Annotated in this window: 24 protein-coding genes; 16 read left to right on the top strand and 8 right to left on the bottom strand. The window is 42.6% G+C overall.

Annotated features, from left to right (window positions below):
* Nucleotides 1–23 precede the first annotated feature (23 nt).
* On the bottom strand, nucleotides 24–1,253 hold the full coding sequence (locus LC036_RS06615) for an MFS transporter (RefSeq protein WP_226579863.1): 1,230 nt from the start codon (nucleotides 1,251–1,253) through the stop codon (nucleotides 24–26).
* Nucleotides 1,254–1,423: 170 nt separating this feature from the next.
* On the opposite strand from LC036_RS06615, the gene LC036_RS06610 reads away from it, so the two are divergent.
* The 10 genes from LC036_RS06610 (at nucleotide 1,424) to LC036_RS06565 (ending at nucleotide 11,087) form a co-directional block, all read left to right on the top strand.
* Nucleotides 1,424–1,855, top strand: a complete 432-nt coding sequence (locus LC036_RS06610) for a MarR family winged helix-turn-helix transcriptional regulator (RefSeq protein ID WP_226579860.1) — start codon at nucleotides 1,424–1,426, stop codon at nucleotides 1,853–1,855.
* 84 nt (nucleotides 1,856–1,939) lie between these two features.
* Nucleotides 1,940–2,797, top strand: a complete 858-nt coding sequence (locus LC036_RS06605) for an AraC family transcriptional regulator (RefSeq protein WP_226579857.1) — start codon at nucleotides 1,940–1,942, stop codon at nucleotides 2,795–2,797.
* Between the two features lie 327 nt (nucleotides 2,798–3,124).
* The gene (locus LC036_RS06600) at nucleotides 3,125–3,676 is read left to right on the top strand and encodes a GNAT family N-acetyltransferase (RefSeq protein WP_226579854.1); all 552 of its coding nucleotides are present in this window, start codon (nucleotides 3,125–3,127) and stop codon (nucleotides 3,674–3,676) included.
* Between the two features lie 208 nt (nucleotides 3,677–3,884).
* Entirely contained in the window at nucleotides 3,885–4,022 is a 138-nt protein-coding gene (locus LC036_RS06595; protein WP_226579852.1) for a hypothetical protein, read from the top strand.
* Nucleotides 4,023–4,040: 18 nt separating this feature from the next.
* Nucleotides 4,041–4,583, top strand: coding sequence for an isochorismatase family protein (locus LC036_RS06590; protein WP_226579849.1), 543 nt, complete (start codon nucleotides 4,041–4,043; stop codon nucleotides 4,581–4,583).
* The gene (locus LC036_RS06585) at nucleotides 4,580–5,335 is read left to right on the top strand and encodes a class I SAM-dependent methyltransferase (RefSeq protein WP_226579846.1); all 756 of its coding nucleotides are present in this window, start codon (nucleotides 4,580–4,582) and stop codon (nucleotides 5,333–5,335) included. Before LC036_RS06590 ends, LC036_RS06585 begins: the two co-directional genes overlap by 4 nt.
* Before the next feature lie 827 nt (nucleotides 5,336–6,162).
* The gene (locus LC036_RS06580) at nucleotides 6,163–6,567 is read left to right on the top strand and encodes a VOC family protein (protein WP_226580053.1); all 405 of its coding nucleotides are present in this window, start codon (nucleotides 6,163–6,165) and stop codon (nucleotides 6,565–6,567) included.
* A 103-nt stretch (nucleotides 6,568–6,670) separates the two neighbouring features.
* Complete coding sequence (locus LC036_RS06575; RefSeq protein ID WP_226579843.1) at nucleotides 6,671–7,075, top strand: NUDIX hydrolase; 405 nt, start codon at nucleotides 6,671–6,673, stop codon at nucleotides 7,073–7,075.
* A gap of 212 nt (nucleotides 7,076–7,287) precedes the next feature.
* A complete protein-coding gene (locus LC036_RS06570) occupies nucleotides 7,288–7,857 on the top strand; it encodes a TetR/AcrR family transcriptional regulator (RefSeq protein ID WP_226579841.1) in 570 nt (189 codons plus the stop codon).
* Nucleotides 7,858–7,922: 65 nt separating this feature from the next.
* On the top strand, nucleotides 7,923–11,087 hold the full coding sequence (locus LC036_RS06565) for a bifunctional cytochrome P450/NADPH--P450 reductase (protein ID WP_226579838.1): 3,165 nt from the start codon (nucleotides 7,923–7,925) through the stop codon (nucleotides 11,085–11,087).
* A gap of 116 nt (nucleotides 11,088–11,203) precedes the next feature.
* Here LC036_RS06565 and LC036_RS06560 read toward each other — a convergent pair whose 3' ends face one another.
* The 4 genes from LC036_RS06560 to LC036_RS06545 all read right to left on the bottom strand — a co-directional run bounded on the left by LC036_RS06560 (nucleotide 11,204) and on the right by LC036_RS06545 (nucleotide 15,118).
* Nucleotides 11,204–11,881, bottom strand: a complete 678-nt coding sequence (locus tag LC036_RS06560) for an NAD(P)H-dependent oxidoreductase (protein WP_226579835.1) — start codon at nucleotides 11,879–11,881, stop codon at nucleotides 11,204–11,206.
* Nucleotides 11,882–12,198: 317 nt separating this feature from the next.
* A complete protein-coding gene (locus LC036_RS06555; protein ID WP_226579833.1) occupies nucleotides 12,199–12,840 on the bottom strand; it encodes a YczE/YyaS/YitT family protein in 642 nt (213 codons plus the stop codon).
* A 260-nt stretch (nucleotides 12,841–13,100) separates the two neighbouring features.
* A complete protein-coding gene (locus tag LC036_RS06550) occupies nucleotides 13,101–14,657 on the bottom strand; it encodes an ABC-F family ATP-binding cassette domain-containing protein (protein WP_226579830.1) in 1,557 nt (518 codons plus the stop codon).
* Nucleotides 14,658–14,743: 86 nt separating this feature from the next.
* A complete protein-coding gene (locus LC036_RS06545; protein ID WP_226579827.1) occupies nucleotides 14,744–15,118 on the bottom strand; it encodes a hypothetical protein in 375 nt (124 codons plus the stop codon).
* Nucleotides 15,119–15,231: 113 nt separating this feature from the next.
* Between LC036_RS06545 and LC036_RS06540 the strand changes: the two genes are divergently transcribed.
* The 6 genes from LC036_RS06540 (at nucleotide 15,232) to LC036_RS06515 (ending at nucleotide 20,642) form a co-directional block, all read left to right on the top strand.
* Nucleotides 15,232–16,134, top strand: a complete 903-nt coding sequence (locus tag LC036_RS06540; RefSeq protein ID WP_226579826.1) for an NAD(P)/FAD-dependent oxidoreductase — start codon at nucleotides 15,232–15,234, stop codon at nucleotides 16,132–16,134.
* A gap of 87 nt (nucleotides 16,135–16,221) precedes the next feature.
* Nucleotides 16,222–17,730, top strand: a complete 1,509-nt coding sequence (locus LC036_RS06535) for a potassium/proton antiporter (protein WP_226579823.1) — start codon at nucleotides 16,222–16,224, stop codon at nucleotides 17,728–17,730.
* A gap of 224 nt (nucleotides 17,731–17,954) precedes the next feature.
* Nucleotides 17,955–18,941 carry a C45 family autoproteolytic acyltransferase/hydolase gene (locus tag LC036_RS06530; RefSeq protein ID WP_226579820.1) on the top strand — a complete coding sequence of 329 codons (987 nt, stop codon included), beginning with the start codon at nucleotides 17,955–17,957 and terminating at the stop codon, nucleotides 18,939–18,941.
* 75 nt (nucleotides 18,942–19,016) lie between these two features.
* Nucleotides 19,017–19,442: a DMT family transporter gene (locus LC036_RS06525; RefSeq protein WP_226579817.1), complete on the top strand. Its 426-nt coding sequence runs from the start codon at nucleotides 19,017–19,019 to the stop codon at nucleotides 19,440–19,442.
* 16 nt (nucleotides 19,443–19,458) lie between these two features.
* A complete protein-coding gene (locus LC036_RS06520) occupies nucleotides 19,459–20,151 on the top strand; it encodes a Crp/Fnr family transcriptional regulator (protein WP_226579814.1) in 693 nt (230 codons plus the stop codon).
* 11 nt (nucleotides 20,152–20,162) lie between these two features.
* On the top strand, nucleotides 20,163–20,642 hold the full coding sequence (locus LC036_RS06515) for a DMT family transporter (protein ID WP_226579812.1): 480 nt from the start codon (nucleotides 20,163–20,165) through the stop codon (nucleotides 20,640–20,642).
* A 218-nt stretch (nucleotides 20,643–20,860) separates the two neighbouring features.
* Here the strand turns inward: LC036_RS06515 and LC036_RS06510 are convergent, their stop codons facing one another.
* The 3 genes from LC036_RS06510 to LC036_RS06500 form a co-directional block, all read right to left on the bottom strand.
* On the bottom strand, nucleotides 20,861–21,751 hold the full coding sequence (locus LC036_RS06510) for a manganese catalase family protein (protein ID WP_226579809.1): 891 nt from the start codon (nucleotides 21,749–21,751) through the stop codon (nucleotides 20,861–20,863).
* Between the two features lie 12 nt (nucleotides 21,752–21,763).
* Complete coding sequence (locus tag LC036_RS06505) at nucleotides 21,764–21,985, bottom strand: YuzF family protein (protein ID WP_226579806.1); 222 nt, start codon at nucleotides 21,983–21,985, stop codon at nucleotides 21,764–21,766.
* Between the two features lie 295 nt (nucleotides 21,986–22,280).
* Nucleotides 22,281–24,161 carry a prenyltransferase/squalene oxidase repeat-containing protein gene (locus LC036_RS06500; protein ID WP_226579803.1) on the bottom strand — a complete coding sequence of 627 codons (1,881 nt, stop codon included), beginning with the start codon at nucleotides 24,159–24,161 and terminating at the stop codon, nucleotides 22,281–22,283.
* Nucleotides 24,162–24,212 lie beyond the last annotated feature (51 nt).

Raw genomic sequence — 24,212 nt, 5'->3', positions numbered from 1 at the left:
TATGAGCCTCTTTTGTATTTTCTCTAATGCGCTCCTTCTTGTTTATCGACATGGCGGATATGAGACTGGTTAATCCATACATAGATGACGGACAGAAATACGCACGCAGATCCGACATAAAAAGGAACACTGGGTGTAAAGGTTTCGGCTAGTTTTCCCGCAGTGAATGGTGCGAGTGCTCCACCTAGGAATCTAAGGAAACTATACGCTGCAGAAGCGGTTGAACGCTCAACGGGAGCCGCATTCATAACTGCGGTAGTAATGAGTGTATTGTTGTTTCCAAGTAACGCTCCGGCAAAAATGACAGCTAGAATCACTACCCATTGTGTAGATGTGAATATCCCCATCACCAATAGAACGACAGCAAACATAAGAAGCATGAGACACATAGATCCTACGGTCCCAAGCATTCGCTTAAGCATAGGTGCCACAAAGACAGAAGTAATCGCAAGCAGCACACCCCATCCTAAAAAGACAAAGCCCAGACCGTGTTCATCTAATCCTAAGACAAAGGGAGAGTAGGCGAGCAGTGTAAAGAAACCGAAATTATATAGTGCTGCTGTAATACCAAGCACAAGCAATGAGCGGTGCTTTAAAGCTCGAAATGGATCTAAAAGAGATGATTTCTTTTTAGTCACGGAGACAGAGCTGGATGAAGGCATAAGCGTCGTCAAACCGATAAAAGCAATAACCATTAGTGTGGCTACACCAAGGAAAGGACCTCTCCAGGAAATTGCTCCCAGCCATCCACCAATTAGCGGCCCCACCGATATGCCTAATCCGATTGCTGCTTCATATAAGATGATGGCTTTGGCGTTGCCGCTATTGGATAGCGTAACAATGGCGGTTAAAGCTGTCGCGACAAACAATGCGTTTCCTAATCCCCATCCACCCCGAAGAGCGACAAGTTCCCATATTCCATTTGAAAGTCCGCCTAAAGCGGAAAATAGGGCAATGATTACAATGCCGGATAACAGGGTCCGCTTCATCCCTATTCTTGATGTGATCACACCTGTCACGAGCATAGCCAGAGCCATGACAGCGTTGTAGCTTGTAAATAGAAGGGTAACCTCACTTGGGGAGGCGTCCAGCTGGTTTGCAATAGCAGGTAGAATGGGATCAACAAGACCAAGGCCCATAAAGGCGATGATACAGGCGAAAAAAACCGCCCATACAGATTTCGGTTGTTTTAAAATCCCCGGTTCTTCAGCAATAGAGACGCTGGGAACGGGTTTTCTTTGTGTAGCAGGCATAAAAATGTCTCCTTTGTTTATCAGTTAATAAGATCTTGAAAAACCTTAAATTAGATAGTTGTATCATACAATTACAATAGTTGTATGATACAACTATATGAGCGGACGTGTCAATGTGAAAGTTTGATGATATCATCGTGAGAGAAGAAGTGGATGTGAGGTGCAAATAAATGAGTGAACAATCCCTTGATTTGATTGAAGAGCAAGTGACTGATTTTATCCGGCGCATCGTCCTTACAGAAAAAAAAGGCGACAGTCTGGACCGGTCAGGATATATTTTGCTTCGGCAATTATCCACCTATGGTCCGGCGGGCGTAAAAGCGTTGGCGGAGGATTTACATTTGGATATTTCGACGGTGAGCAGACAGGCGGCCGTTCTCGTTCATAAGAACTATGTAGAAAAAATCCCTAATCCTGAGGACAGAAGAGCCCATAATCTTCAAATTACCCCAACAGGTGCACAGGAATTAGAGGAAAATAAACGACAGCGTTTTGACCGGCTTGCTCAAATCCTTGAAGACTGGACAGAAGAGGAAAAGCAGACATTTGGCCAACTTCTGGAAAAGTATAATGAGACGGTTAATAAAAAGTGGAATCGATAATCTATCACCTGTCTTCCTTTTTCATAGGAGGACAGGTTTTTGATGTAGAAGCTTGTTAAAGTAGTAGAGAAGGGAGGGAACGACATGACTTGGATACAGTCGATGCAGAAAGCCATTGAGTATATGGAATGTAGAATAACAGAAGAAATTACTATGGAAGAGATTGCGGCTTCCGCGTATATGTCACCCTATCAATTTCAGCGGATGTTTCGCTTATTAACAGATATTTCAGCAGCCGAATATTTGAGGAGAAGGAGATTGACATTAGCGGCTCAGGAATTGAAGATTAGTGACCAGAAAATTATCGACCTTGGATTCAAGTATGGTTATGAAACGCCCGAATCTTTTTCCAAAGCTTTCCGTAAACACCATGGATGTTCTCCACGACAGATTCGCTTTGATGAGGGGAAGATAACTGCTTATAACCGCATGATGATTCAGGTGAGTTTGAAAGGAGCAGAACCGATGCACTATCAAATCATTGAAAAAGAAGCGTTTCAAATGGTTGGTGTGAAAGGATCGTTTGCCTATGAAAATGAGGAGAACCTGAATGGGATTCCAAATATGTGGGAGCGATTGAATGCAAAAGGTACCACAGAAGAATTACTCCGGAAAAATAATGGAAAGATTAAAGGCGTTCTGGGCGTTTGTGTAGACAGAAGTAAACAGGAGGGCAGAACCATGGACTACTGGATTGGTGTTGATCATCAAGGTTTAGTGGATGACATGGAAGTTTTACGCATACCTGCATCCAAATGGGCTGTGTTTGAAGTGAGCGGAGCTATGCCGGTGGCTGTGCAGAATGTATGGAAGCAGATCTATACAGAGTGGTTTCCTTCAAGCGGCTATAAAAGTACGGGAGGACCTGAACTGGAAGTGTATGCGGGAGGCGACCCCTACAGCGAAGATTACAAGTCTACGATCTGGGTCCCCGTCCAGTAGTGATTTTAAGCACAATGCCGTTGTCGGATTGTGCTTTTTTCTGTTGTTTAAAGGATTTCTTTACCAAATGAGAGAAGTAAGAAAGTAGGAGTGTAAAGTTCAAAATGGGAATCGCTTTATAGTATAATCCCGGTATTATTTTTAATGTAAAGACTGCTTATTTGAAAAGAAATCTACCAGTTACTTACCTATTATGATCTTAATCGGGAAAGAGATTGGATGAGATACGGCCTTGCAATTTTCAGGCGTAAAAACCTATCTTTTCTCAAGCTTATATTTTTAGTAATCTGAAAATTATAGAATACATACAGGTAAAGGAGTATGAACATGAAGACCGCTGAACGACTTTATTTACGTGAAATGGAAGAGAAAGACTGGGAAGCAATTCATACCTATGCGTCTATCCCGGACGTATGCCGGTATCAGCCATGGGGGCCGAATTCCGAAAGGGAAACAAAGGAATATGTAAAACAGATTATAGCTGACAAGGGGAAAGAAGAAAGAACCCGTTATGTATGGGCAGTGGTGGAAGAGGAGGGACATCAACTGATCGGTGTAGGTGAACTGAACATAATAGATGTTTACCATGCCACAGGTGAAATTTCTTATATTCTTCACCCTGACTACTGGGGACGAGGCTTAGGGACTGACATTGCTTCCCGTCTCATTGCCCATGGGTTTCAGTATCTTGCTCTGCACCGGATTGAAGCTACCTGCGATCCGAGAAATAAAGCATCAATGAGAGTGTTGGAGAAAAATGGGATGCAGAAAGAAGGGCGTATGCGCGGCCATTTGCGCATGGAGCAAGGTTGGCGTGATTCTTATTTATATAGTGTTTTAGATTCTGAATACATACGAGGATCTATGGTCAATTCTTAGGAAGCGAATGGGCAGATGATTGGATGATAATGGACGGTCAGGAAGGAGCAGATCCCAATGCTTATAATTGAAGGCTTCCAAGTTTCAATACGGTTTATTTTCAGGGAACTAGTTAAGCAGGTTACAAATACAACTTTGATTTATTGTGGTCAACGCATTCATGAGTATTAAAAAGAGGATTCTTTCCAGTCTCCTTTTCTTTTGTATCATGGCTTTGACTGGATTTTTACTGAGCCTCTGGGAAGGGGAGAACTACGACCCGGCTCTCTTGATCTCTAGTCTATTGTCCGGGTTAATTGTAGGCTTTTTTGTTCTCCCATTTGCTGAAAAGAAGAGAAATAAATGAATAAAGGAATGACATCAAATGCAGGCACTCTTAGTCATAGATGTTCAAAGAGGTCTTGTCGACCAAGGAGATTTTAAGAAAGAACTGACAGTAATAGAACGGATTATTCATGATTTCCAAATAGATGAACGTCCTGTATTTTTTATCAAGCATCTCGATCATGAAAAGGAAAGTCCACTCTTCAAAGGGAGCACAGGAAGCGAACTTCACCCCTACTTATCGAAGTACGCAGATCGGATCATCCAAAAAAACACCCCCAGTTCCTTTTATCAGACGGAGCTTGCTGAAGAATTACAAGAACAGCAGATTGATCATGTGTTTATTACCGGATTTAATACAGAATTCTGCTGTTTATTCACGAGTATTGCTGCGTTCGACAGAGGGTACAAAGTGACGTATTTAGAAGATGCTGCGACTACAGTGAATACTTCCGATCAATATGACATGCCTGGTTTACATATCAAAACATTTATTGAGACCGTTCTTCACTGGTCCGGCTCATTAGAAGTATTAAACGATGAAGAATATAGAGAAATCTACGGGAAAGAGGATGTCTTGTGAAAGAAGAAATATTGGAACAAAACAGGAAGAGCTGGGATAAGGTTGCCCATCACTTCCATGGTGTAGATACGCTTCCAAGCTACGGACCGTTTGCTCAGACGGAAGATGAACTGGAGCTTCTCGACGATCCAAAAGGGTCAAAGGTTCTTGAGTTAGGCTTTGGGAGCGGACATTCGTTAAAGTATCTAAAAGACAAAGGTGCTCAAGAATTGTGGGGGATTGATTTGTCAGAAACTCAGAAAAACATCGCTGGAAAGGTTCTCGCTGGTCTGGCCCCCCATCTTTTCTGTGGAGCGATGGAGCAGGATCATGGTCTGCCAGTAGATTATTTTGACCTGGTTTACAGCATTTATGCCCTGGGGTGGACGACGGATTTATCTGGAACGCTTAAGCTGATTCATTCCTACTTGAAGACAGGCGGGTCATTCATCTTTAGCTGGGACCACCCGTTATACTCTCATTTAAAGAGTGAAAGCGGCAGGGTTTATCTTGAGAGTTCCTATCAGGATGAGGGACAGAAGGTAATGGAGAATTTCAAAGGAGAAGGTGCAGAAATGGTCGTTACCAAACGAAAGCTGTCCACCTATATCAATGCGCTGATCGAAAATGGTTTCCGTATTGAGCGCATCATTGAAAGTGAAGTACCAAAAGAGTTGAAACATGTAGAAGCAGAAATTTCTGATCGTTATTACTCTCTTTATAAAGCTCATTCCTTCCCAACTACAATGGTTATAAAGGCCGTAAAAGAGTAAAGAACGATATATAAACTATGGGTAAAAGTTATTTATGAACACTGTGAAACTGAAAAAGGAAGAAAATATGAGGAAAGGTTCAGTCTTGTATACCAAGTGCTGCAAAGGAGTGAAGAAGATTGTCTGTTGCCCATTATTCTAGATTTAAAGAATATCAAGAGGATATCCAATCCTTATCTTCGCAAGATGCTGAGGAAAAAATGATCAGTAAAACATTTTTATTGGACCAGGATGAAAAGAAAAATCTCGAAGTGTATTATGCTCCGTTCGAACATGTAAACGAAGCGGCAGCTGTTGTTATTGTTGGTATTACCCCGGGTCAGCACCAAATGAAAAAGGCTTATGAAACAGTTTGGCAGGCTTCTGAGAATACGGAAGAGGAAGGTCTCCTTCAACAGGTAAAAAATAATGCCAGCTTTGAAGGGCCGATGAGAAAAAATCTTGTCGCGATGCTTAATGATCTTGGCCTGCCTCAGTATCTAGGGCTGTCTTCTGCAGCATCCCTATTTGATGAAGCGAGTCATCTGGTTCAAACGACTTCTGTTCTCCCATACCCTGTCTTTTATAAGGGGAAAAATTATAACGGTTCGACTCCGGATTTATTAAAGAACCCAATGTTGAATAAATATGTGCTTCAACATTTTCCAAAAGAAATGGAAGCATTAAAGAAACCGCTCATTATTCCTCTTGGTGTAAATGTATCCAAATCATTACGTTATCTATCTGACAAGGGCCTTCTTCCTGCTCATACGTTATTAGATGGATTTCCACATCCTTCCGGTGGGAACGGTCACAGACATCGTCAGTTTGAAGAAAACAAACAGCAGATGAAAGACGTGCTCAGCAGCCACTTTCGTAATAGTAAGGAACCAGAGGGCAAGGAAAGTCCGGTTTTAAATCAAATCGGTACCGTTTTTGTTCCGGTCCGTCATATTGAAAGAGCACGGGACTGGTATTGTGACCTGCTTGGGCTGCCAAATGATCGGGAAATCTTATTTGGTCACCTCTATGTTCTTCCTATGAAAGGAACGGGGATGGTGCTGGATAGTAAAATTTATGAAGAGGGAAAAGAGTATCAAACCCCTGTGTTTCATCTGGATACTAAAGATATTAATGCAGCCTATGAATTTATGAGGCATAAGGGTGTCGAGCTTGTGACAGATATACGGCATGATCATTACTTTAATATCAAAGATCCTGATGGTAACCTTTTAATGATCTGCCAGTGCTAGGGGAGGAATAACATATTTTAAAATCAGCTTATTTACATAAAAGGTCCATAGTGAATGAACATGGATTTCGTATGAAAAAAGAAAAATAAGGGAGAGAAGTCGGATGCCGCCAAAGCATATCGTATCAGCAGCGACGGTTATAAGGAATGAGAATGAGGAAATTTTGTTAATTAAAGGACCAAAACGGGGCTGGGAAATGCCTGGTGGACAAGTAGAAGAGGGAGAATCCCTGAAAGATGCGGCTGTGCGGGAGGCGAAAGAGGAGTGCGGGCTGGATATAGAAATAACGAAATTCTGCGGAGTCTTCCAGAATGTTGAACGTTCGATTTGTAACGCTTTATTTCTAGGAAGAGCGATTGGCGGGGAGCTGACAACAACAGAAGAAGCGCTGGAAGTCGGCTTTTTCCCTTTAAGTCAAGTGAATGAAATGGTTACATATGGGAATTTTAAAGAACGAATTGAGCGTTGTGTGGACGAATCAAATCACCCTTTTTTTGTGGATTTTTGATCCTATCTATTAACGGAACACAGGAGAGAAGGTCCCGTTTAATGAAGTTTCTTTTTTAAAAGAAGGGGGAAGGGAAAGAAAGCGGATGTAATTGGAGACCTGGTTTGTGTGTATTCACCCATTTGAGTCTTTTTAATGATTGAATAGATTGAGAATTTGTACTAATATTTTAGTGGAATGAATAATCATTCCGCTTTGAAGGAGAGTCACCAATGGCAACAACCAAACGAGATAACATCCTGCACAGCGCGCTGACGTTGTTTGCAGAGCGAGGTTTTGACGCCACTACGATACCGATGATTGCCAATGATGCAAGAGTCGGTGCTGGAACCATTTATCGTTATTTTGAGAACAAAGAAGTTCTCGTTAACACTCTGTTCCAGCACCATGTGGGTGTTTTGACTTCGCTTTTGGAAGAGGACTTTCCTCACCAGAGCGGTGTTCGAAACCAATTCCATCATTTATTCCATCGGCTGGTCCGTTTCACAAATGAGCATGAACATGCGCTGTATTTTATTAAGACTCATAATGCTGCTTATTTTCTTGATGATAGGAGTAAGGATTATTTCACTCATCTTTGGTCTATTTTAAGGGATTTTCTTGATCGTGGAAAAGAGAAGAAGGAAATTCGGGACCTACCGTCTCTAGCCTTAATTGCGATCATTTTTGGTGGATTCCTGGAATTACAGCAGCTGATTCGTGCTGGTGAGATAGAGGTATCAGAAGAATTGTTAAAAGGTGTAGAAGAGAGTTGCTGGGATGCAGTCCGCCATCATGATTGATGGCGTCTCTTATCCCATGTACGGAATGAACATTCATTCCTAAACTATGAAAGAGGTGATGGTTCATGAACCATACTGAAAATCTACCAAGACCAAAAGGGTACGGACCGCTTGGAAATCTGCCAGCTTTAGATCGTGATAAGCCCATCCAGTCGTTCATGAAGATGGCAAGGGAGCTTGGCCCTATTTATCAATTCCAGTTTCCGGGTAGAACCAGCACATTTGTCTCGAGTGCAAAATTTGCGGCTGAAATAACGGATGAGAAGCGTTTTGATAAGAAGATTGGTCCTGCTCTACAGAAAGTCCGCGCTTTCGGCGGGGACGGCCTATTTACAAGTGGAACGGGAGAACCAAACTGGCAGAAGGCACACAACATTCTTTTACCAAGCTTCAGTCAGCAGGCTATGAAAGGCTATCACGAGAAAATGCTGGACCTTGCGATGCAGCTGATTCAGAAATGGAAACGTCTTAACCCAAATGAAGCGATAGAAGTACCTGATGACATGACACGGTTAACTCTTGATACAATTGGGTTATGTGGATTTGATTTCCGTTTCAACAGCTTTTACCGGGAAAATATGCATCCCTTTGTAGAAAAAATGGTTCGTGCTCTTGATGAGTCGATGAACCAGAGTCAGCGTCTTGGAATTCAAGACAAGCTGATGGTTAAAACCAAGCGTCAATATAAAGAAGACATTGACTACATGTTTAATCTTGTTGATGACTTAATAGAAGAGCGTAAGCAGGACGGGGATCAAGGGGAAAACGATTTGCTTTCCCACATGTTAAAAGGAAAGGATCCTGAGACAGGTGAAAAACTGGACGATGAAAATATCCGGTTTCAAATCATCACCTTTTTAATTGCTGGTCATGAGACAACAAGTGGACTGCTTTCTTTCGCCATCTATTACTTACTTAAAAATCCTGACAAACTGCAGAAGGCATACAAGGAAGTTGACGAGGTCCTTGGTGAGGATACACCTTCCTATAAACAAGTGAAGCAATTAAAATATGTACGTATGATCCTTAACGAAACGTTGAGATTATGGCCGACCGCACCAGCTTTCACACTGTATGCAAAAGAAGATACAACCCTTGCAGGTGAATATGCTGTGGAAAAAGGCGATACGTTTACTTTACTTATCCCTGAACTTCACCGGGATACAGCTGTGTGGGGAGATGACGTGGAATCCTTTAAACCGGAACGATTTGAGGACCCCTCTTCTGTACCACACCAGGCATATAAACCATTTGGTAACGGCCAGCGTGCTTGTATTGGACAGCAGTTCGCTCTGCATGAAGCAACACTAGTTCTTGGAATGGTGCTTCAGCATTTTGAGTTGAATGATCATTCGAATTATCAGCTTGATGTAAAAGAGACACTGACATTAAAGCCGGAAGGACTGACGATGAAAGTCCGCCAACGAAAAGAAGGGTCATTGTTTCAAATGCCGTCTGACAATTCTATGAAAGAAGAGGCCGAAGAGCATGTGGCTATGGCTTCGACTTCCCATGGCACACCCCTGCTTGTCTTATATGGTTCAAACCTGGGAACAGCAGAAGGTGTAGCACGTGAAATAGCCGAAAAAGGATCCGCTCTAGGCTTTAACACAAATGTAGAACCGCTTGATAATTATACGAACCATCTTCCGAAAGAAGGTGCAGTTGTCCTGGTATCAGCTTCTTATAATGGACATCCACCTGATAATGCTGCTGCATTTGTGGAATGGATTCCAACACTCGCGGACGATGAGCTCTCAGGGGTTTCTTACGCGGTATTCGGCTGTGGTGACCGCAACTGGGCCAATACGTACCAGCGTATCCCTGTTTTAATCGATGAGCAGCTTCAAGCTAAGGGAGCTGAAAAAATAGTACCTCGTGGAGAAGGGGATGCGAGTGACGACTTTGATGGTGAGTTCGAAAAATGGGAGAAACAGCTATGGGAAAACCTTGCTTCTCATTTCGATCTTGAAATGGAAGAATCATCGGATACTTCTAGTTCGATCTCTATGAGTTTCGTCAGTGGCTCCAGCTATACACCACTTGCGCGCACCTATGATGCGTTTACAGCAGAAGTAGTGGAGAACCGGGAACTTCAAAATTCCGGAGAACGCAGCACACGCCATATCGAATTGAAGCTGCCTGAGGGTGTTTCATATAAAGAAGGCGATCACTTAGGAGTACTCCCTGAAAACCATCCACAACTCATCGCTCGTGCTCTGGAACGTTTCGATTTGAAGCGGGAGGCATTTGTGGTGCTTGGAGAAGGAACAGGGAAGGCCGCCCATCTCCCTACAAATCAGCCGGTACAGCTTGGGGAACTGTTGTCTTCTTATGTAGAACTGCAGGAACCAGCAACACGAGCTCAAATCCGTGAACTCGCTGCTAGTAACCCTTGTCCTCCCCACAAACAGGAGTTAGAGCAGTTGTTGGAGGATGAAATCTATAAAAAAGAAATCTTAAATAAACGGCAGACAATGCTCGAGTTATTGGAAGAGTATCCATCTTGTATGATGGAGTTTGAACAATTTCTTGCCTTGCTGCCATCTTTACGAATCCGGTATTATTCCATCTCGAGCTCTCCACTTGTGAGAGAGGAGCAGACCAGTATCACAGTGGGAGTCGTCAATGGTCAGGCTTGGAGTGGAAAAGGTGTCTTTCAGGGGATCAGTTCAAACTATCTTGCTTCTCGTGAATCATCAGATAAAATTGCCTGCTTTATCCGGACACCTGAAACCGACTTCCAACTTCCTGAGGACCCGGGAACACCAATCATTATGGTAGGGCCCGGGACGGGAATCGCCCCATTCAGAGGCTTTCTTCAGTCAAGGGAGGTCTTGCAGAAAGGTGGTGCTGAATTAGGAGAGGCTCATCTTTATTTCGGCTGTCGACACCCCGAGCAGGACTTTTTGTATAAAGAAGAACTGAAAGATGCTGAGGAAAAAGGTCTTGTCACTCTTCATACAGCCTTTTCCCGTCAAGACCAGGAAACGAAGGTGTATGTTCAGCATCTAATGGATGCACAAGCGGACCACCTCCTTGAACTTCTTGAAAAAGGAGCGCATCTTTATATCTGCGGTGATGGAAGTAAGATGGCTCCAGAAGTGACAGAAACTTTAATCAGAAATTATCGAAACAAACACAAGATCAGTGAAGAGGAAGCAGCTGCATGGTTCAATCATCTGGAACAATCAGGACGGATTGCAAAAGATGTGTGGGCTGGAGCATAATAAATCAACTTTTAAATAGTTGTTTGTACTCTTAAAAAAACAAGCTCAGAGAACTTTCTCTGAGCTTGTTTCATGTAAATAATCACCGAATACAGTGTATCATCTTAGGAAAGAAATTAATCGATCCATTGAACGATATCGTCAAAGGAACGGCGCTTTTTCTCAGGCTGATCCTCCGCACGGTAACCAAACGCACACATCACAGAAATTCCGAAACTACCGTCTTCCAACAAACCTTCTTCTTCAAGAAGCTGATTCATTTCTTTCATTGGGAATCCTTCGATTGGACAGGAATCGATGCCAATTTCAGCGGCAGCTGTCATCATATTCGAAAGAGCGATGTACGTTTGTTTACTGGCCCAGTCAAAGAGCGGCCGGTCTCCATCTAGGAGCTGGAAGTCCTCTTTTTGAAATTCTTCTATTCGGCTGATAAACTTCTGTGCATGTTCATCCGGCAGACCTTTCACAGTCTTCAGCTGTTCTTTTAAGTAGGCCGAGTCATATTGGGTATCTTTCCGGGTGCGTGATAGAAAAATGACAAAATGACTGGCATCTGGAAGTTTACCAAAGGCTCCCCAGGCCGTATCTTTAATCTTCTGTCTTAATTCCTCATTTTGTACGACCACAAAGCGCCAGGGTTCATAACCAAAAGAGCTTGGAGAAAGACGTCCAACCTCTAAAAGAAAGCGGAAGTCTTCTTCAGGAATGATTCGATCAGGATCAAAGTTCTTTGTAGCATATCGAAATTCAGCAGCTTCTAAAATTTGTTGCTTTTTATCCTCTTTGTTGATCATTTTTTTTTCCTCCCAAACCAAATTTTCATTTTGTACTATATCACAAAGTCTTTATAAGATTCATGACTTATGCTTTTACTTAAAGTAGACATCAGTTTAAATTCTTATGTGAAGGTGTAGGAGAAGAGACTGTTCTATCCCCTTGTTTACTCTGATATTCAAGAAGGACTTGTTGAACGGGGGGAAAGTTTATAATAAAGCAGAGGGATAAATTAGGATTTTATCAGGGCACAATGAAAGATAAACAAAAAGAAAATCATTAAAAAAGAAGGAAGAGAGCTGCATCGAAGTCTCTTCCTTCTTTTTTATTATTACTCTTATTCAAGAGCGTGCTGATAAGCTTTTTCACCAGATGGATGGAATTTGTAATAGAGCGGGTACGCTCTCGTATAACAAAATTGAATCACGGGTCCCAAAAATAACATTGGAGCCAGTGTACCAAGTCCGACAGGTCCTCCGATCAAAAGGGCAAGAGAAGTCATGATTACCGCTATTGTCGTTTGACCAGCCTGCAGACTCATCTGAAAGCGTGAACTGACGGCAAGAAACAGCTGGTCAACAGGTGCGCGGGGGAATTGCGGAAGAATATAAATCGCTACCCCTAATCCGATAATCGCTACCCCTGTCAATAATGTGAGTACCTGTAGTAGATAAGGAGCTTGTGAAAGATCGACATTTGCAAAGACAAACTCCAGCCAGAAGTCTAATATTATACTTTCCATAACTACCGGTATAACAGCCCTCGTCTCCGGCATTTTGTTCATTAATTTTGCGTTAATGAAAATGATAAGCAGTTGGAAAGCACCGTACCAAAACCCTACTGTATAGCCAAGGTGGTCGGATACTCCTATAAAAAATGATGTCCAAAATCCAGCGCCAAGTGTAGCGTTGATTAGTAAGGCTACGCCAAAGAAATTAATGAGCATGCCTATTAAATAAACCACAGAGCGATAAATCATGATCACTTCCTCCCTTCCATATTAAAGTTGCGTCAGAGGTCTTCCTCAGAAACGTGACCACATTCTATTAGCGATTGTTTTTAGTGTCAATCGTGAAATCCTGGAAGGGAAAAATTATAGAAAATGATGGTTATGGAAAAAGCGGTGTCAATTAAATCCAACCGTACAACGGATTTGTTCCAGATTGCTATTTATAAAAAAGTAAAAAAAGGAACCCCCTTGTATGGGGATTCCTTTCTTTAGCAGGAAAGAGGGGACTATTAAAATACTTTTGTAGTCCAGTCCTCACAGTTCCAAACATCAGTCACAATATCCTGATAGAATTCAGGTTCGTGAGAGATGAGCAGAACGCTTCCTTTATATTCTTTTAGGGCGCGCTTTAATTCAGCTTTTGCATCGACATCTAAGTGGTTTGTCGGTTCATCCAATACGAGCAGGTTCGTTTCTTTATTAATCAGTTTGCAGAGGCGGACTTTCGCTTTTTCCCCTCCGCTTAGAACCTGTACTTTACTTTCAATGTGTTTACGGGTCAGACCGCACTTTGCCAGAGCTGCACGGACTTCATACTGGGTGAAGTGGCGGAATTCTTCCCACACTTCCTCGATACAGGTGTTGCTGCCGATGTCTTTCAGTTCCTGTTCGAAGTAACCAATGTGCAGATGGTCCCCAAGTTCCACAGATCCTGATACCGGTTTGATTTCACCCAGAATACTTTTGAGAAGGGTTGTTTTACCAATGCCGTTCGCGCCGGACAAAGCAATTTTCTGACCACGTTCCATCGAAAGATTTAGTGGTCTTGAAAGCGGCTCGTCATAACCAATAACCAGGTCTTTCGTTTCAAACAAGTACTTACCAGGAGTCCTGGCCTGTTTGAAATTAAACTGTGGTTTTGGTTTCTCCGAGTCCAGTTCAATGACGTCCATCTTATCAAGTTTCTTTTGGCGGCTCATCGCCATCTTACTTGTGGCTGCGTTAGCTTTGTTTCGAGCTACGAAGTCCTTCAGATTGGCGATCTCTTTCTGCTGCTTTTTATAAGCGGCTTCCAGCTGCTGTTTTTTCATATCATAAACACGCAGGAATTCGTTATAATCACCCGGGTAGCGGCTCAATTCCTGATTTTCCATGTGATAGATCAAATTGACGACACTATTTAAAAACGGAATATCATGGGAAATTAGTATAAACGCATTCTCATATTCCTGAAGGTAGGTACGCAGCCATTCGATATGTTCGACATCCAGGTAGTTGGTTGGCTCATCTAGAAGCAGAATATCAGGTTTCTCTAAGAGAAGCTTTGCCAGCAGTACTTTTGTACGCTGTCCTCCGCTTAAGTCATGAACATCACGTTCAAGTCCAATGTCGTTCAGACCAAGGCCATTTGCGACTTCATCGACTTTGGCATCAATTGTATAGAAGTCGTTGTTTGTCAGGGCATCCTGCAAAACACCAGTTTCTTCAAGAAGAGCTTCGAGTTCATCCGGTCCGGCTTCTCCCATTTTGGCAAACAAATCATTCATTTCCTGTTCCATATCAAACAAGTACTGAAAGGCAGTGCGCAGAACGTCTCGAATGGTCATGCCCTGCTTCAGATCCGCATGCTGGTCTAAATAACCGATGCGGATTCTTTTCGACCAGGTAATCTTACCAGCATCCGGCTCAAGCTTGCCGGTAATAATATTCATAAACGTCGATTTTCCTTCGCCGTTAGCGCCGATTAAACCGATGTGTTCTCCTTTTAATAAACGAAAAGACACGTCTTCGAAAATTGCACGATCACCGAAGCCGTGACTCAAATTTTTTACTGTGAGTAAGCTCATTGTTTAACACCTTTTCCTTCGTTAAGTTCATCCTTACCTATTATAAAGGGGATTGTTGAAGAGTGACAGGGGAAAAGTGCAAAATTCTACTCCATTAAGTCTAAGTCAATAACTTCTGTGCGCCCATCTGACCATATCTTCGCCTGAATATCTGTATCTTTTGTTAATGTCTTGCATGATTGGCAGTCCAATCCATCCCGGTTGATGGATTGGATACCACGGTCGGTGCTGGATGATCCTGTGTGAGAAAAACGATCTGATTGAATCTGATAGGTCATTTTTTTAGGTTTCGGATACTGACCCATGTATGTAATCACAAAGCTGGTTCTTTGGCTTTTATTTCCGACGATTTCAGCATGGTATTCTACCTGCCATTGATCTCCCACCCCTGAATAGTGGATCTCTTTATAGGAAGTGCAGGCAGAAAGGAAAAACAAGGTAAGAAGAAAAGCTTTTTTCATAAGCACGCCCCTTATTTCCTTTTTCATCCAATCATTTTAGCAAATACTTATAAGAGAGTAAAACAAATCATGCTGGGGAAAGTAAGGGCAAATGCGGAAGGGATGCGGGGCTTTTGATATATGATTGTATTGTCATTGGTGGTGGAATTGCCGGTCTGCAGGCAAGTATACAGTTAGGTCGTTATCTCAGGTCCGTATTAATCATTGATGCGGGGGAGGGACGTGCTTCTTTATGCAATCAGTATAATAATATTCTCGGCTACCCAGAAGGTGTCAAGGGATCATATTTATTAGAACGAGGGAAAAAGCAGGCAGAACAGCTGGGGGTGAAACAACGACATGCGGTTGTTTCTCATGTCTATAAATCCTATGATGATTTTATTATCGAGACGGCCCAGGGAGAAAGCTTTGTAAGTCGAACCCTCCTATTTGCAACAGGGATAAAGCAAAACATTCCCGCTATTGAGGGAATTCGGGAATGTCTTGGTCTCTCTCTGTATGTCTGTCCGGATTGTGATGGATATGAGACGGTAGGGAAAAAGACAATGGTGCTGGGTTCTGGTAATATCGGAGCCCGAATGGCACTTGCTGTCCGCTATTGGTGTAACCATGTTACCTTTGTGAATCACGATGGGGCTGAAATTTCATTAGAAGCTCAAGGTGAATTACATGAGGCGCGGATTTTCGTTCAACAGGTCAGCATAAAAAGAGTGATTCATAAAAATGGACTGGTTACAGGTATGGAAACCGAAGATGGGATTCAGCTGGAGACTGAAAAAGTTTTTCTTGGATTTGGGGGCAATGATGTTCAAACGAAGCTTGCCGATAAGCTGGGGGTGATGTTGGATGAAAACGGTCACTTGTTTGTAGATCCCAGGACGAAGATGACAAATATAGAAGGGGTGTGGGCAGCGGGGGATATTGTTAATCACTCTCAGTTTGTTACGACTGCTATGGGTGATGGTATACAGGCAGCTGTATGGATGCAGAAGTGGCTCCGCAGGCATTTATTTTGATTCAAAATCCTTGTTATAGGATAATCTTATATAAATTGGTATCCATTCCTCATGTTCCTCATTTTATCTTTAAGGAGAATTCCTTCCATGTTTTTTGATGCTTTTGGTACGGATTCATTTCTATTACTTACTGCTTTACTCTTGTTCAGCGGGGTTATTGTGGCTAAATTTTCAAGTCGCTGGGGAATTCCGGCCCTGATTCTATTTATTATGGTCGGTATGCTCTTTGGTAGTGAAGGGCTTGGGATTGTTTATTTTAGTGATGCGTCGGTTGCCCAGACAATCGGTGTCTTCGCTCTTGTTATCATTTTATTTGAAGGTGGTCTTCATACGAAATGGGCAACTGTACGCTCAGTTGCCGTCCCGTCTTTGTCACTTGCCACAATCGGTGTGTTGATAACCTCGTTAATTGTTGGATTTGCTGCCTATCTATTGTTTGATTTAGGCTGGCTTGAAAGCTTTCTATTTGGTGCTATTGTCGGGTCTACCGATGCGGCCGCTGTTTTTGCTGCTTTAAAAGAAAGAAATATTAAAGCGAAAATGGGGGCAACACTAGAAGCCGAATCTGGGACGAACGACCCGATGGCAGTGTTTCTCACTCTTTCTGTCATTGAACTGATTACATCGGAGGAATCATCAATCTGGATGCTGATCCCGACCTTTTTCCTGCAGATGGGGCTTGGTATAGCTATCGGCCTTGCTTTAGGGAAGATTGCTTCCTTTTCCATTAATCGCATTAAACTAGATTCCAGTGCACTCTACCCAATATTCTCCGTGGCTTTTGCTCTTGCCACTTATAGTATTACGACATTCAGTGGAGGAAGTGGATTTCTTGGTGTCTATGTAGCAGCTCTTGTTATTGGGAACAGTGAGTTGACGTATCGTTACTCGATTTTTCAATTTAATGAGGGGTTTGCATGGATGGCGCAGATCCTTATGTTTGTCATCTTAGGGTTATACGTTTTCCCGAGTGAACTGTTCACAGGCATTATCATGCTGAATGGATTGTTACTTGCCGTTGTCTTGATTCTGATCGCCAGGCCCATTGCAGTTTTTCTCTCACTCTTAGGTATGAATTATTCAACGAAAGAAAAGCTGTTTGTATCATGGGCAGGCCTTCGCGGAGCTGTGCCCATCGTACTTGCCACGTTTCCGATTGTCGAAGGACTTGATAACAGCCAGGGGTTATTCAATCTCGTTTTCTTTGTTGTTTTGACGTCGGCCCTAGTCCAGGGCTCCACCATTTCGCTTGTTGCAAAAAAAATGAAGCTCGTAGGACCGAAAAAAGATGTGCCTCATCATTCTATTGAACTGATCTCTATGGGGAAAGCTAAAGCAGAAATGATTCAGTATCAAACCAATGCGGAATCAGCAGTGGTAGGTAAAAAACTTCATGAGGTCAGTTTCCCGAATCGTGCCAACATCAGCGCGATCATCCGTGATAACGAAGTCATTACACCATACGGGGAAACGGAAATTCACTCAGGAGATTTTCTATATATTCTCGTAGAAGAAAAGTATAAAGAACAGCTGAAACGTACGCTTGAAAAGCGGGTAAAGCGAAGTAAAGCAAGACAAAAAGAAAAAGATGCATAAGCTGATCATTTGTATAAATAGGAAAAAAAGGAGTCATCCCTTGAGGAGACTCCTTTTTCTATGGTAAAGGGCTTTAAGTCAAGTCATCCTGAAGAAATGACTTTTAAATAAAGAGCACCGGACGCTTCTTTCAATTCAATAAATAATAAGTTGTCTTCTTTAACCTGGAAAAGACAGGTTTTTCCTTTTTGAATAGACTATTCTAATAATCGGGAGGGGATGACATGGAATGGAATATCAACCAATACAGAGGTTCCTCTTATCATATTGGAGTTTCGGAGAGTTTGGATGTGTCAGAAGACATATTAATGAAGCTGAAAATTCTAGAGAATAACCGAAGTCCCTGGGAGGGGATCAAACAGCTTCAAACCTTTGCTCCACACATCATCGAGGAACTGCAGGGTGTGGCAGACGGACTGGGGTGGTCTTTAAAAAAGACGGCGGCAAGGTTTGCGGGCTGCAACCTGCCATGCAGCCTGGCTATGGGTTGTTCTTCGTTCATTGATAAACGGTTTGCTGTTCGAAATTATGATTTTTCACCAGACTGTTATGACCATAGGTTGACTTTGATACAGCCTGACAAAGCTTTTGCAAGTGCAGGCACATCTCTTCATATCGTCGGCCGTCATGAAGGGGTAAATGAAAAAGGGTTGTTTACAGCTTTGCATTTTGTCAATAATAAAGGGGCCAAAGAAGGTTTTGCTGCAACGATGATTGTAAGGATTGTATTGGATAAGTGTGAGAATACGCAGCAGGCCATAACCTTACTTAAGAAGCTGCCTCATGCGTGGAACTATAATTATTCCTTATCTGATCAACATGGTGATATGGCAGTAGTTGAAGCCGGTCCTGAAAGGATGCGGATAATAAAGGGAAAGGGTAAAATCACCTGTACGAATCACTTTAAAGGGAGCACTGTAAAAGAAGATTTTACTCGCAGTATTTTCCGCAAACAGGTAATGGATCAAAAAAACTTTACTTCCATAACCGAAGCTTTTCATTACTTTTCTGATGAAACTTCTCCGCTTTTTTACCAGGATTACCTGCATAGTTTTGGCACGTTACATACGTTTGGTTATGATAATATGACAGGCAGGGTCTACATAGCTTTACCATTTGGTGAATGCGTTACGATCGATTGGAATTGCTGGGTAAAAGGAGAAAACGTAACACAGAACAGGTTATATGGCCGTTATTTGCAAAAAGAATAAATGATTTAGGACATATGTCCTTTTCGAATTCTTCATCTTCCCTTTAAATGGATGCAGAGAACAGGAGGATGCAGGATGAAAGGTGCTCTATTTTCACTGCTCGGTGGTTTGTGTATCACCATGCAGGGAATTTTTAATGCGAAAATGAGTGACGCGATTGGTGGCTGGCATACGACATCCATGGTTCACCTCGTCGCTTTTATTATTTCATTGACGATTTACTTAAAAGTAAGAGATGGAAAAGGAAAGAGCTTCAAGAAAGTACCGTTCCTATATTTAACAGGTGGGACATTCGGTGTGATCGTTGTTTTCTCCGAACTGACGGCCATTCATCAAATTGGTCCGGCAAAAGCAATAGCGGTTTTACTTGTCGCGCAGATTGGAACAGCATTTATCATTGAATCGAAAGGATGGTTCGATGAGAAGAAAATACCAATTACTTTGCGGCAGGGGATCGGTCTTGCGATGATGCTGATCGGAGTGGTTATTTTCCAATTGTAAAGAAGGGGTATCTTCTATGAAAGAAAGAACAGCAAGTGTTGATACGTACATTCGCGAGTATCAGCTGGAAGCGTTATTTCCACAAGGGTTTCGCAGGAATATTAAAACCTACTCTTTTCAAAAAGGAGATGTCCTTTTTACGACGGGAGAAGAATTGACAGAACTCTATTTTTTAGTCGAAGGAAAAATAAAAATCTTTACCGTGACTTTGGAAGGAAGGTCTTTAATCAACCGTTTTAAAACACCACTCGCTCTGCTGGGTGATGTGGAATATATTCGTGGTACGTCGGTTCTTAATTCGGTGGAAGCCATTTCTGACGGGGTGATGCTGGCTGCTTCCTTTGCGGATGTTAAAGAATTAGAGAAAAGTCATCCGGCATTGGTTCGTTTTTTACTGGAAAAAGTAGCCGAAAAGTTTTATACAGCTTCTCAAGCAACTAGTATGCATATGCTTTATCCAGTTGAAGTCAGGCTAGCGAGTTATCTGCTTTCGATTTCTTCAGACGGGGAAGGGACGGTTTTCCATGAAGAAATGCGTACAGAGAACCTGACAGAACTTGCGGAATGGATAGGGACGAGCTATCGTCATCTAAATCGTGTGTTAAAGAAAATGACTTCTGAGGCTATCATTGAAAGGAAAAACGGAGCAATTAAAATTATTGATTTAGACAAACTCCGTGAACTTGCGAATGGAAACATCTATGAGTAGGAGGAAGCAGTATGTTCGGTGTGTTTCTAGCGATTGTTGCAGGAATATTAATTAGTCTGCAAAATGTATTTAACGCGAGGGTGAGTGAGCGGACGGGATCTTGGGCAACGACCACTCTTGTTTTAGGACTTGGGCTGATCTGTTCTTTGCCGGTTTTTTATTCAGTGGAACAGAGGAGCCTTTTTCAGTTCGGTGACATCAATCCAATCTTTTTATTTGGAGGGGTTTTTGGAGTCGGGATTGTCTTCTTCCTTATGAGAGGAGTAACCCTGATTGGTCCAGCTTATGCGATTTCAATTGCTCTGATCTCTCAAATTTTAATTGCTTTTACGATTAATACAAGAGGATGGTTTGGATTTGAATCTGCCGAGCTTTCCTGGCAGAAGCTGTTAGGGATTGGTCTTTTAATTGGAGGTGTCCTTGTATATAAATTAGAAAAACAGCCGTCTGAAGAAAATCACGTAACAGAACAGGAACAAATGAGAGCGTGACCTCCTTTTAAGGGGGCACGTTTTTTATTTTGGATAACAACTAATTTGCGGAAAGGAGATGTGATGTGAAATTTTTAGCACAAAGATAAGGTTAGATAAAAGATAGAGGCATTTATTAAAGGGATAGACAAATGATGAGAGGGAACCTTTCTTCATTTAAGAGGTTCCCTGTGTTTATTATTATGAGAAAAGAGAAACTTTGGTCGTCTCCTCTAATTCTAAAGGTTTTCCATTAGTTTTCTTGCAATACGTTCATAATCGTCACGATCAATACCGGGAGCGAATTCTTCAGGAAGGTCATCAAGGTCTGGAATCGGAGCACCTTTTGGCGTCCCTTGAATCACCTTCAGCGGTTGTCCGTTCTCTGGGTTTGTCCCTTTCCATATCTGATTGATGTCCTGGTAATCGGTATCGCTCCACGTATACAAGATGTTATCAAGCCCTTGATCCAGGTAGGGACGGGCATAGTCGAATTTTGAGTTGTCAAGGTCGGGCACAGGAAGCATTTTCTTTACATCGACCCCTGTTGCAATTTCCAGTGCTTTAGCGTAGGCAAGAGCATGTGTGCCGCCCCGTACGAGCAGATATCCGATCATTTCCCGTGCAGTTTGATGATCTGTCATTTCGTAAACTCTCATCTTGTGCGTGCGCGCACCTAGTTCCAGGAAGAAGTTATGCAGCAGATCGAGTACAAGATTCCCACTGTTAAATACGTTGTCCCCTGTCCATGCCCGTCCCATAGAATCCCCTGGGAGAGCGGTTTGTGCGGTTGCAATAAACTGATACGTGTTCCGTTTATTTAAACCATTTTGAAGCGGCGCTATATTGGGGTCTCCTGTAAAGGTTACACCTCTTGTTAATAAATTGATGGCATTGTTCACCATTTCTACATGACCGAACTCTTCAGCAGTGATGCTTGCAACTAGATCATAGAACGGTTTGAATTTTTTCTTGTTGCGAAATCCAAAAGACTGATACATATAGTTGTTTAGTGTTGACATCTCCCCAAACTTTCCCCCAAGCAATTCTTGAACAGCAGCTGCAGCATTTGCGTCCCCATGCTCTGGGATGGTTAAGGCGACCTGCATTCGGTTGAGTCGTTTAAACATAACATCCTCCTTTTACCGGCTATGCGGAAAGACCCAGACAATCTGCTGGGTTCGTACAAAAAAAGGTGTCCCGCTGACTTCTACAACAATGTGATCAGGCATGACCGTTTTTAACTTCCCTCGGACTGAACCCTGCGTCGTCTGCACGACCACACCTGCCCCCTGGATGGAAAGAAGTGTTTGATATACATAAGGATCAATCGCAGAATTCATGGACACATTTTGTGAATTCATCTATTCAGCTCCTTCAAAGGCATTCTCTTAAATGTATATGTTTAAATAGTGAAACTTTGCCCTGAATATTTATAACGATAGCCATTTCTGTAACGAGGGTTGGAGTGGGGACGACTCGTTTTCCATGTGCGGGGTCTCGAGCCTCTTTCTCCCTGAGAAACCTCCTAATAGAGGAAAGGCGGCCATGAAAACGGGAATGGTTCGATTAACCTTACGAAAGAGGGAAGGTTTGAGCAGGCAGGAGGATTTCTATCCCCTCTATTATAAAAAGAAACGTTGAAAAAACGCCCTAATATCATCCGGGCGTTCCTTGCTGTTTTTCCTCATTTACTGTTCCAACTAATGCTAGATATTTCTTTAATACGAGTAAAGGCCAGATGTAATTGTAGCTGTGATAGTATACATAAAACTTTCCCGGGAGTCCTGCTCCGGTTGGGTACTGGTAGGTCCAGGCTGTTTCTTCTTCCAATTGGTTCAATAAACTGTCGATTCCACGTTCTATCGTTGGTGTTTTTTGTTTATGAACAGAAATCAGCGCATCCAGTGCCCATGCTGTCTGGGAGGGAGTGCTCGCTTTTAAAGGGATATACTGTTCTTTCTCATCACTAAGGCAGGATTCTCCCCATCCACCATCCTTATTTTGAATGGACTCCAGCCATTGGATACCATTATGCACACAAGGATCTCCTGTACTTAATCCAACTGCTGACAGTCCTGTGAGAGCGGACCAAGTTCCATAGATATAAGAAATGCCCCAGCGTCCATACCAGGAACCGTCTGGTTCTTGATGTTTCTTCAGCCATTGGATCGCTTTATGAATTCTGGGGTCCGTTTTAGGGAATTTTGCATGATGTCCTAGAAATTCAATCGTTCTCCCCGTCAAATCGGCGGTAGAAGGATCAAGGCTTGCATGGGCTGCTCCGTCCATAGGTACGTAGGAGAGCAGCGGATGAGTTTTGTCTTTTTCAAATGCCGGCCATCCTCCATCATCATTCTGCATCGCAGTCACCCAGTTCAACCCCCGCACGAAGCGGTCCTGAATGACAGGATTTGAGGAGGCATAGGGTGATATTGCTCTTAAGGCTGCAGTCGTATCATCTACATCGGGATGAATGCTGTTACTTGTAGAGAACCCCCATCCCCCAGGCGACACGGAAGGGAGGTTCATCATCCAGTCCCCATAATATGAATGTTGTTGATTCAAAAGGTAATGGACACCAGCATTCAAGTCATAAGAAGGGGATGGTGGCATCTGAAGGACATACATTAAGAGAGCAGTATCCCACACGGCAGAAGGAGAATTTTGGGTGTGATATCCCTTTTGGGTCCGGCATAAATGTGTTTTCAAACCATTAATTGCATTTTGTATAGAAGGGTGATGCTTTGAGTATCCTGCGCTCCTAAGGGCATAAATCATATAAAAGGTGGCAGTTGTATAACTGTACAGTGTTCCATCTGATTCCGTCCGCTGCAGCATGTATAGAAGAAGGCGCTGTCTTGCTGATTGATATAACTGTTGTGGGAGTCCGATAAGAGCTTTAATAGACTGGTAAACACCTAATAACAGTGTACGGGTATTTCTATCCAGGGGTGCCAAGTCTCTTTGAAGTAAAAAGGGACTCATGTCCGGGATTTTCGTATCTTTAACTGTATACCGGGAGTCACTGACTAACAGAATAGGAGCAAGATGAATACGGCCATAGCTGCTGAAGTCATAGAAGGAAAGAGGTGACTTAGGCGGCAGAAGAATAATATAAACGGGAAGATGCATAAGGTTCAGCCATGGATATTGACCGTAGAGGGCAAGTGTGATTTTTGTCAGTGAGTGGGCGTTTGTCAGCCCGCCTTTTAACTTGATATAGTCACTGGCTTTTTTGATTTCCGGGCTTTTCTTTGTGTAGTAACCCGCATAAAGGAGAGCGAAAACGGCTTCGATAGTTGCAGAAAGGTTTCCGTTGTCATCCTCATACAATTTCCAATATCCGTCCTTATGCTGTAAAGCTGCAAGACGGGAGCACAGCTGCTGGATGAGCAGGTTATCTTCTGTAAAAGTTTTCAATAACAAAATCATCTTAACATCTGTTTCTAAACTGTTCTCAAAACAAAAATGAAAGCTGCCGTCGGCATTCAAATGAGCATTTATTTCATTCGTAAGCTTATCAACGGCTTGATTCACTCGGGTCAACATAACTTCTCACCTTTTTCCTTCTTTTCAATTTTCTTATTC

It is taken from the genome of Halobacillus litoralis, assembly GCF_020524025.1.
GTDB lineage: Bacteria > Bacillota > Bacilli > Bacillales > Halobacillaceae > Halobacillus > Halobacillus litoralis_D.
This window is presented reverse-complemented; position numbering and strand designations above follow the sequence as displayed.

What these genes read in the sequence shown, in the direction of transcription:
- LC036_RS06615 (WP_226579863.1), bottom strand. Translation starts at nt 1,253, where the DNA reads ATGCCTGCTACACAAAGAAAACCCGTTCCCAGCGTCTCTATTGCTGAA.
- LC036_RS06610 (WP_226579860.1), top strand. Translation starts at nt 1,424, where the DNA reads ATGAGTGAACAATCCCTTGATTTGATTGAAGAGCAAGTGACTGATTTT.
- LC036_RS06605 (WP_226579857.1), top strand. Translation starts at nt 1,940, where the DNA reads ATGACTTGGATACAGTCGATGCAGAAAGCCATTGAGTATATGGAATGT.
- LC036_RS06600 (WP_226579854.1), top strand. Translation starts at nt 3,125, where the DNA reads ATGAAGACCGCTGAACGACTTTATTTACGTGAAATGGAAGAGAAAGAC.
- LC036_RS06595 (WP_226579852.1), top strand. Translation starts at nt 3,885, where the DNA reads ATGGCTTTGACTGGATTTTTACTGAGCCTCTGGGAAGGGGAGAACTAC.
- LC036_RS06590 (WP_226579849.1), top strand. Translation starts at nt 4,041, where the DNA reads ATGCAGGCACTCTTAGTCATAGATGTTCAAAGAGGTCTTGTCGACCAA.
- LC036_RS06580 (WP_226580053.1), top strand. Translation starts at nt 6,163, where the DNA reads ATGAAAGACGTGCTCAGCAGCCACTTTCGTAATAGTAAGGAACCAGAG.
- LC036_RS06575 (WP_226579843.1), top strand. Translation starts at nt 6,671, where the DNA reads ATGCCGCCAAAGCATATCGTATCAGCAGCGACGGTTATAAGGAATGAG.
- LC036_RS06570 (WP_226579841.1), top strand. Translation starts at nt 7,288, where the DNA reads ATGGCAACAACCAAACGAGATAACATCCTGCACAGCGCGCTGACGTTG.
- LC036_RS06565 (WP_226579838.1), top strand. Translation starts at nt 7,923, where the DNA reads ATGAACCATACTGAAAATCTACCAAGACCAAAAGGGTACGGACCGCTT.
- LC036_RS06560 (WP_226579835.1), bottom strand. Translation starts at nt 11,881, where the DNA reads ATGATCAACAAAGAGGATAAAAAGCAACAAATTTTAGAAGCTGCTGAA.
- LC036_RS06555 (WP_226579833.1), bottom strand. Translation starts at nt 12,840, where the DNA reads ATGATTTATCGCTCTGTGGTTTATTTAATAGGCATGCTCATTAATTTC.
- LC036_RS06550 (WP_226579830.1), bottom strand. Translation starts at nt 14,657, where the DNA reads ATGAGCTTACTCACAGTAAAAAATTTGAGTCACGGCTTCGGTGATCGT.
- LC036_RS06545 (WP_226579827.1), bottom strand. Translation starts at nt 15,118, where the DNA reads ATGAAAAAAGCTTTTCTTCTTACCTTGTTTTTCCTTTCTGCCTGCACT.
- LC036_RS06535 (WP_226579823.1), top strand. Translation starts at nt 16,222, where the DNA reads ATGTTTTTTGATGCTTTTGGTACGGATTCATTTCTATTACTTACTGCT.
- LC036_RS06530 (WP_226579820.1), top strand. Translation starts at nt 17,955, where the DNA reads ATGGAATGGAATATCAACCAATACAGAGGTTCCTCTTATCATATTGGA.
- LC036_RS06525 (WP_226579817.1), top strand. Translation starts at nt 19,017, where the DNA reads ATGAAAGGTGCTCTATTTTCACTGCTCGGTGGTTTGTGTATCACCATG.
- LC036_RS06520 (WP_226579814.1), top strand. Translation starts at nt 19,459, where the DNA reads ATGAAAGAAAGAACAGCAAGTGTTGATACGTACATTCGCGAGTATCAG.
- LC036_RS06515 (WP_226579812.1), top strand. Translation starts at nt 20,163, where the DNA reads ATGTTCGGTGTGTTTCTAGCGATTGTTGCAGGAATATTAATTAGTCTG.
- LC036_RS06510 (WP_226579809.1), bottom strand. Translation starts at nt 21,751, where the DNA reads ATGTTTAAACGACTCAACCGAATGCAGGTCGCCTTAACCATCCCAGAG.
- LC036_RS06505 (WP_226579806.1), bottom strand. Translation starts at nt 21,985, where the DNA reads ATGAATTCACAAAATGTGTCCATGAATTCTGCGATTGATCCTTATGTA.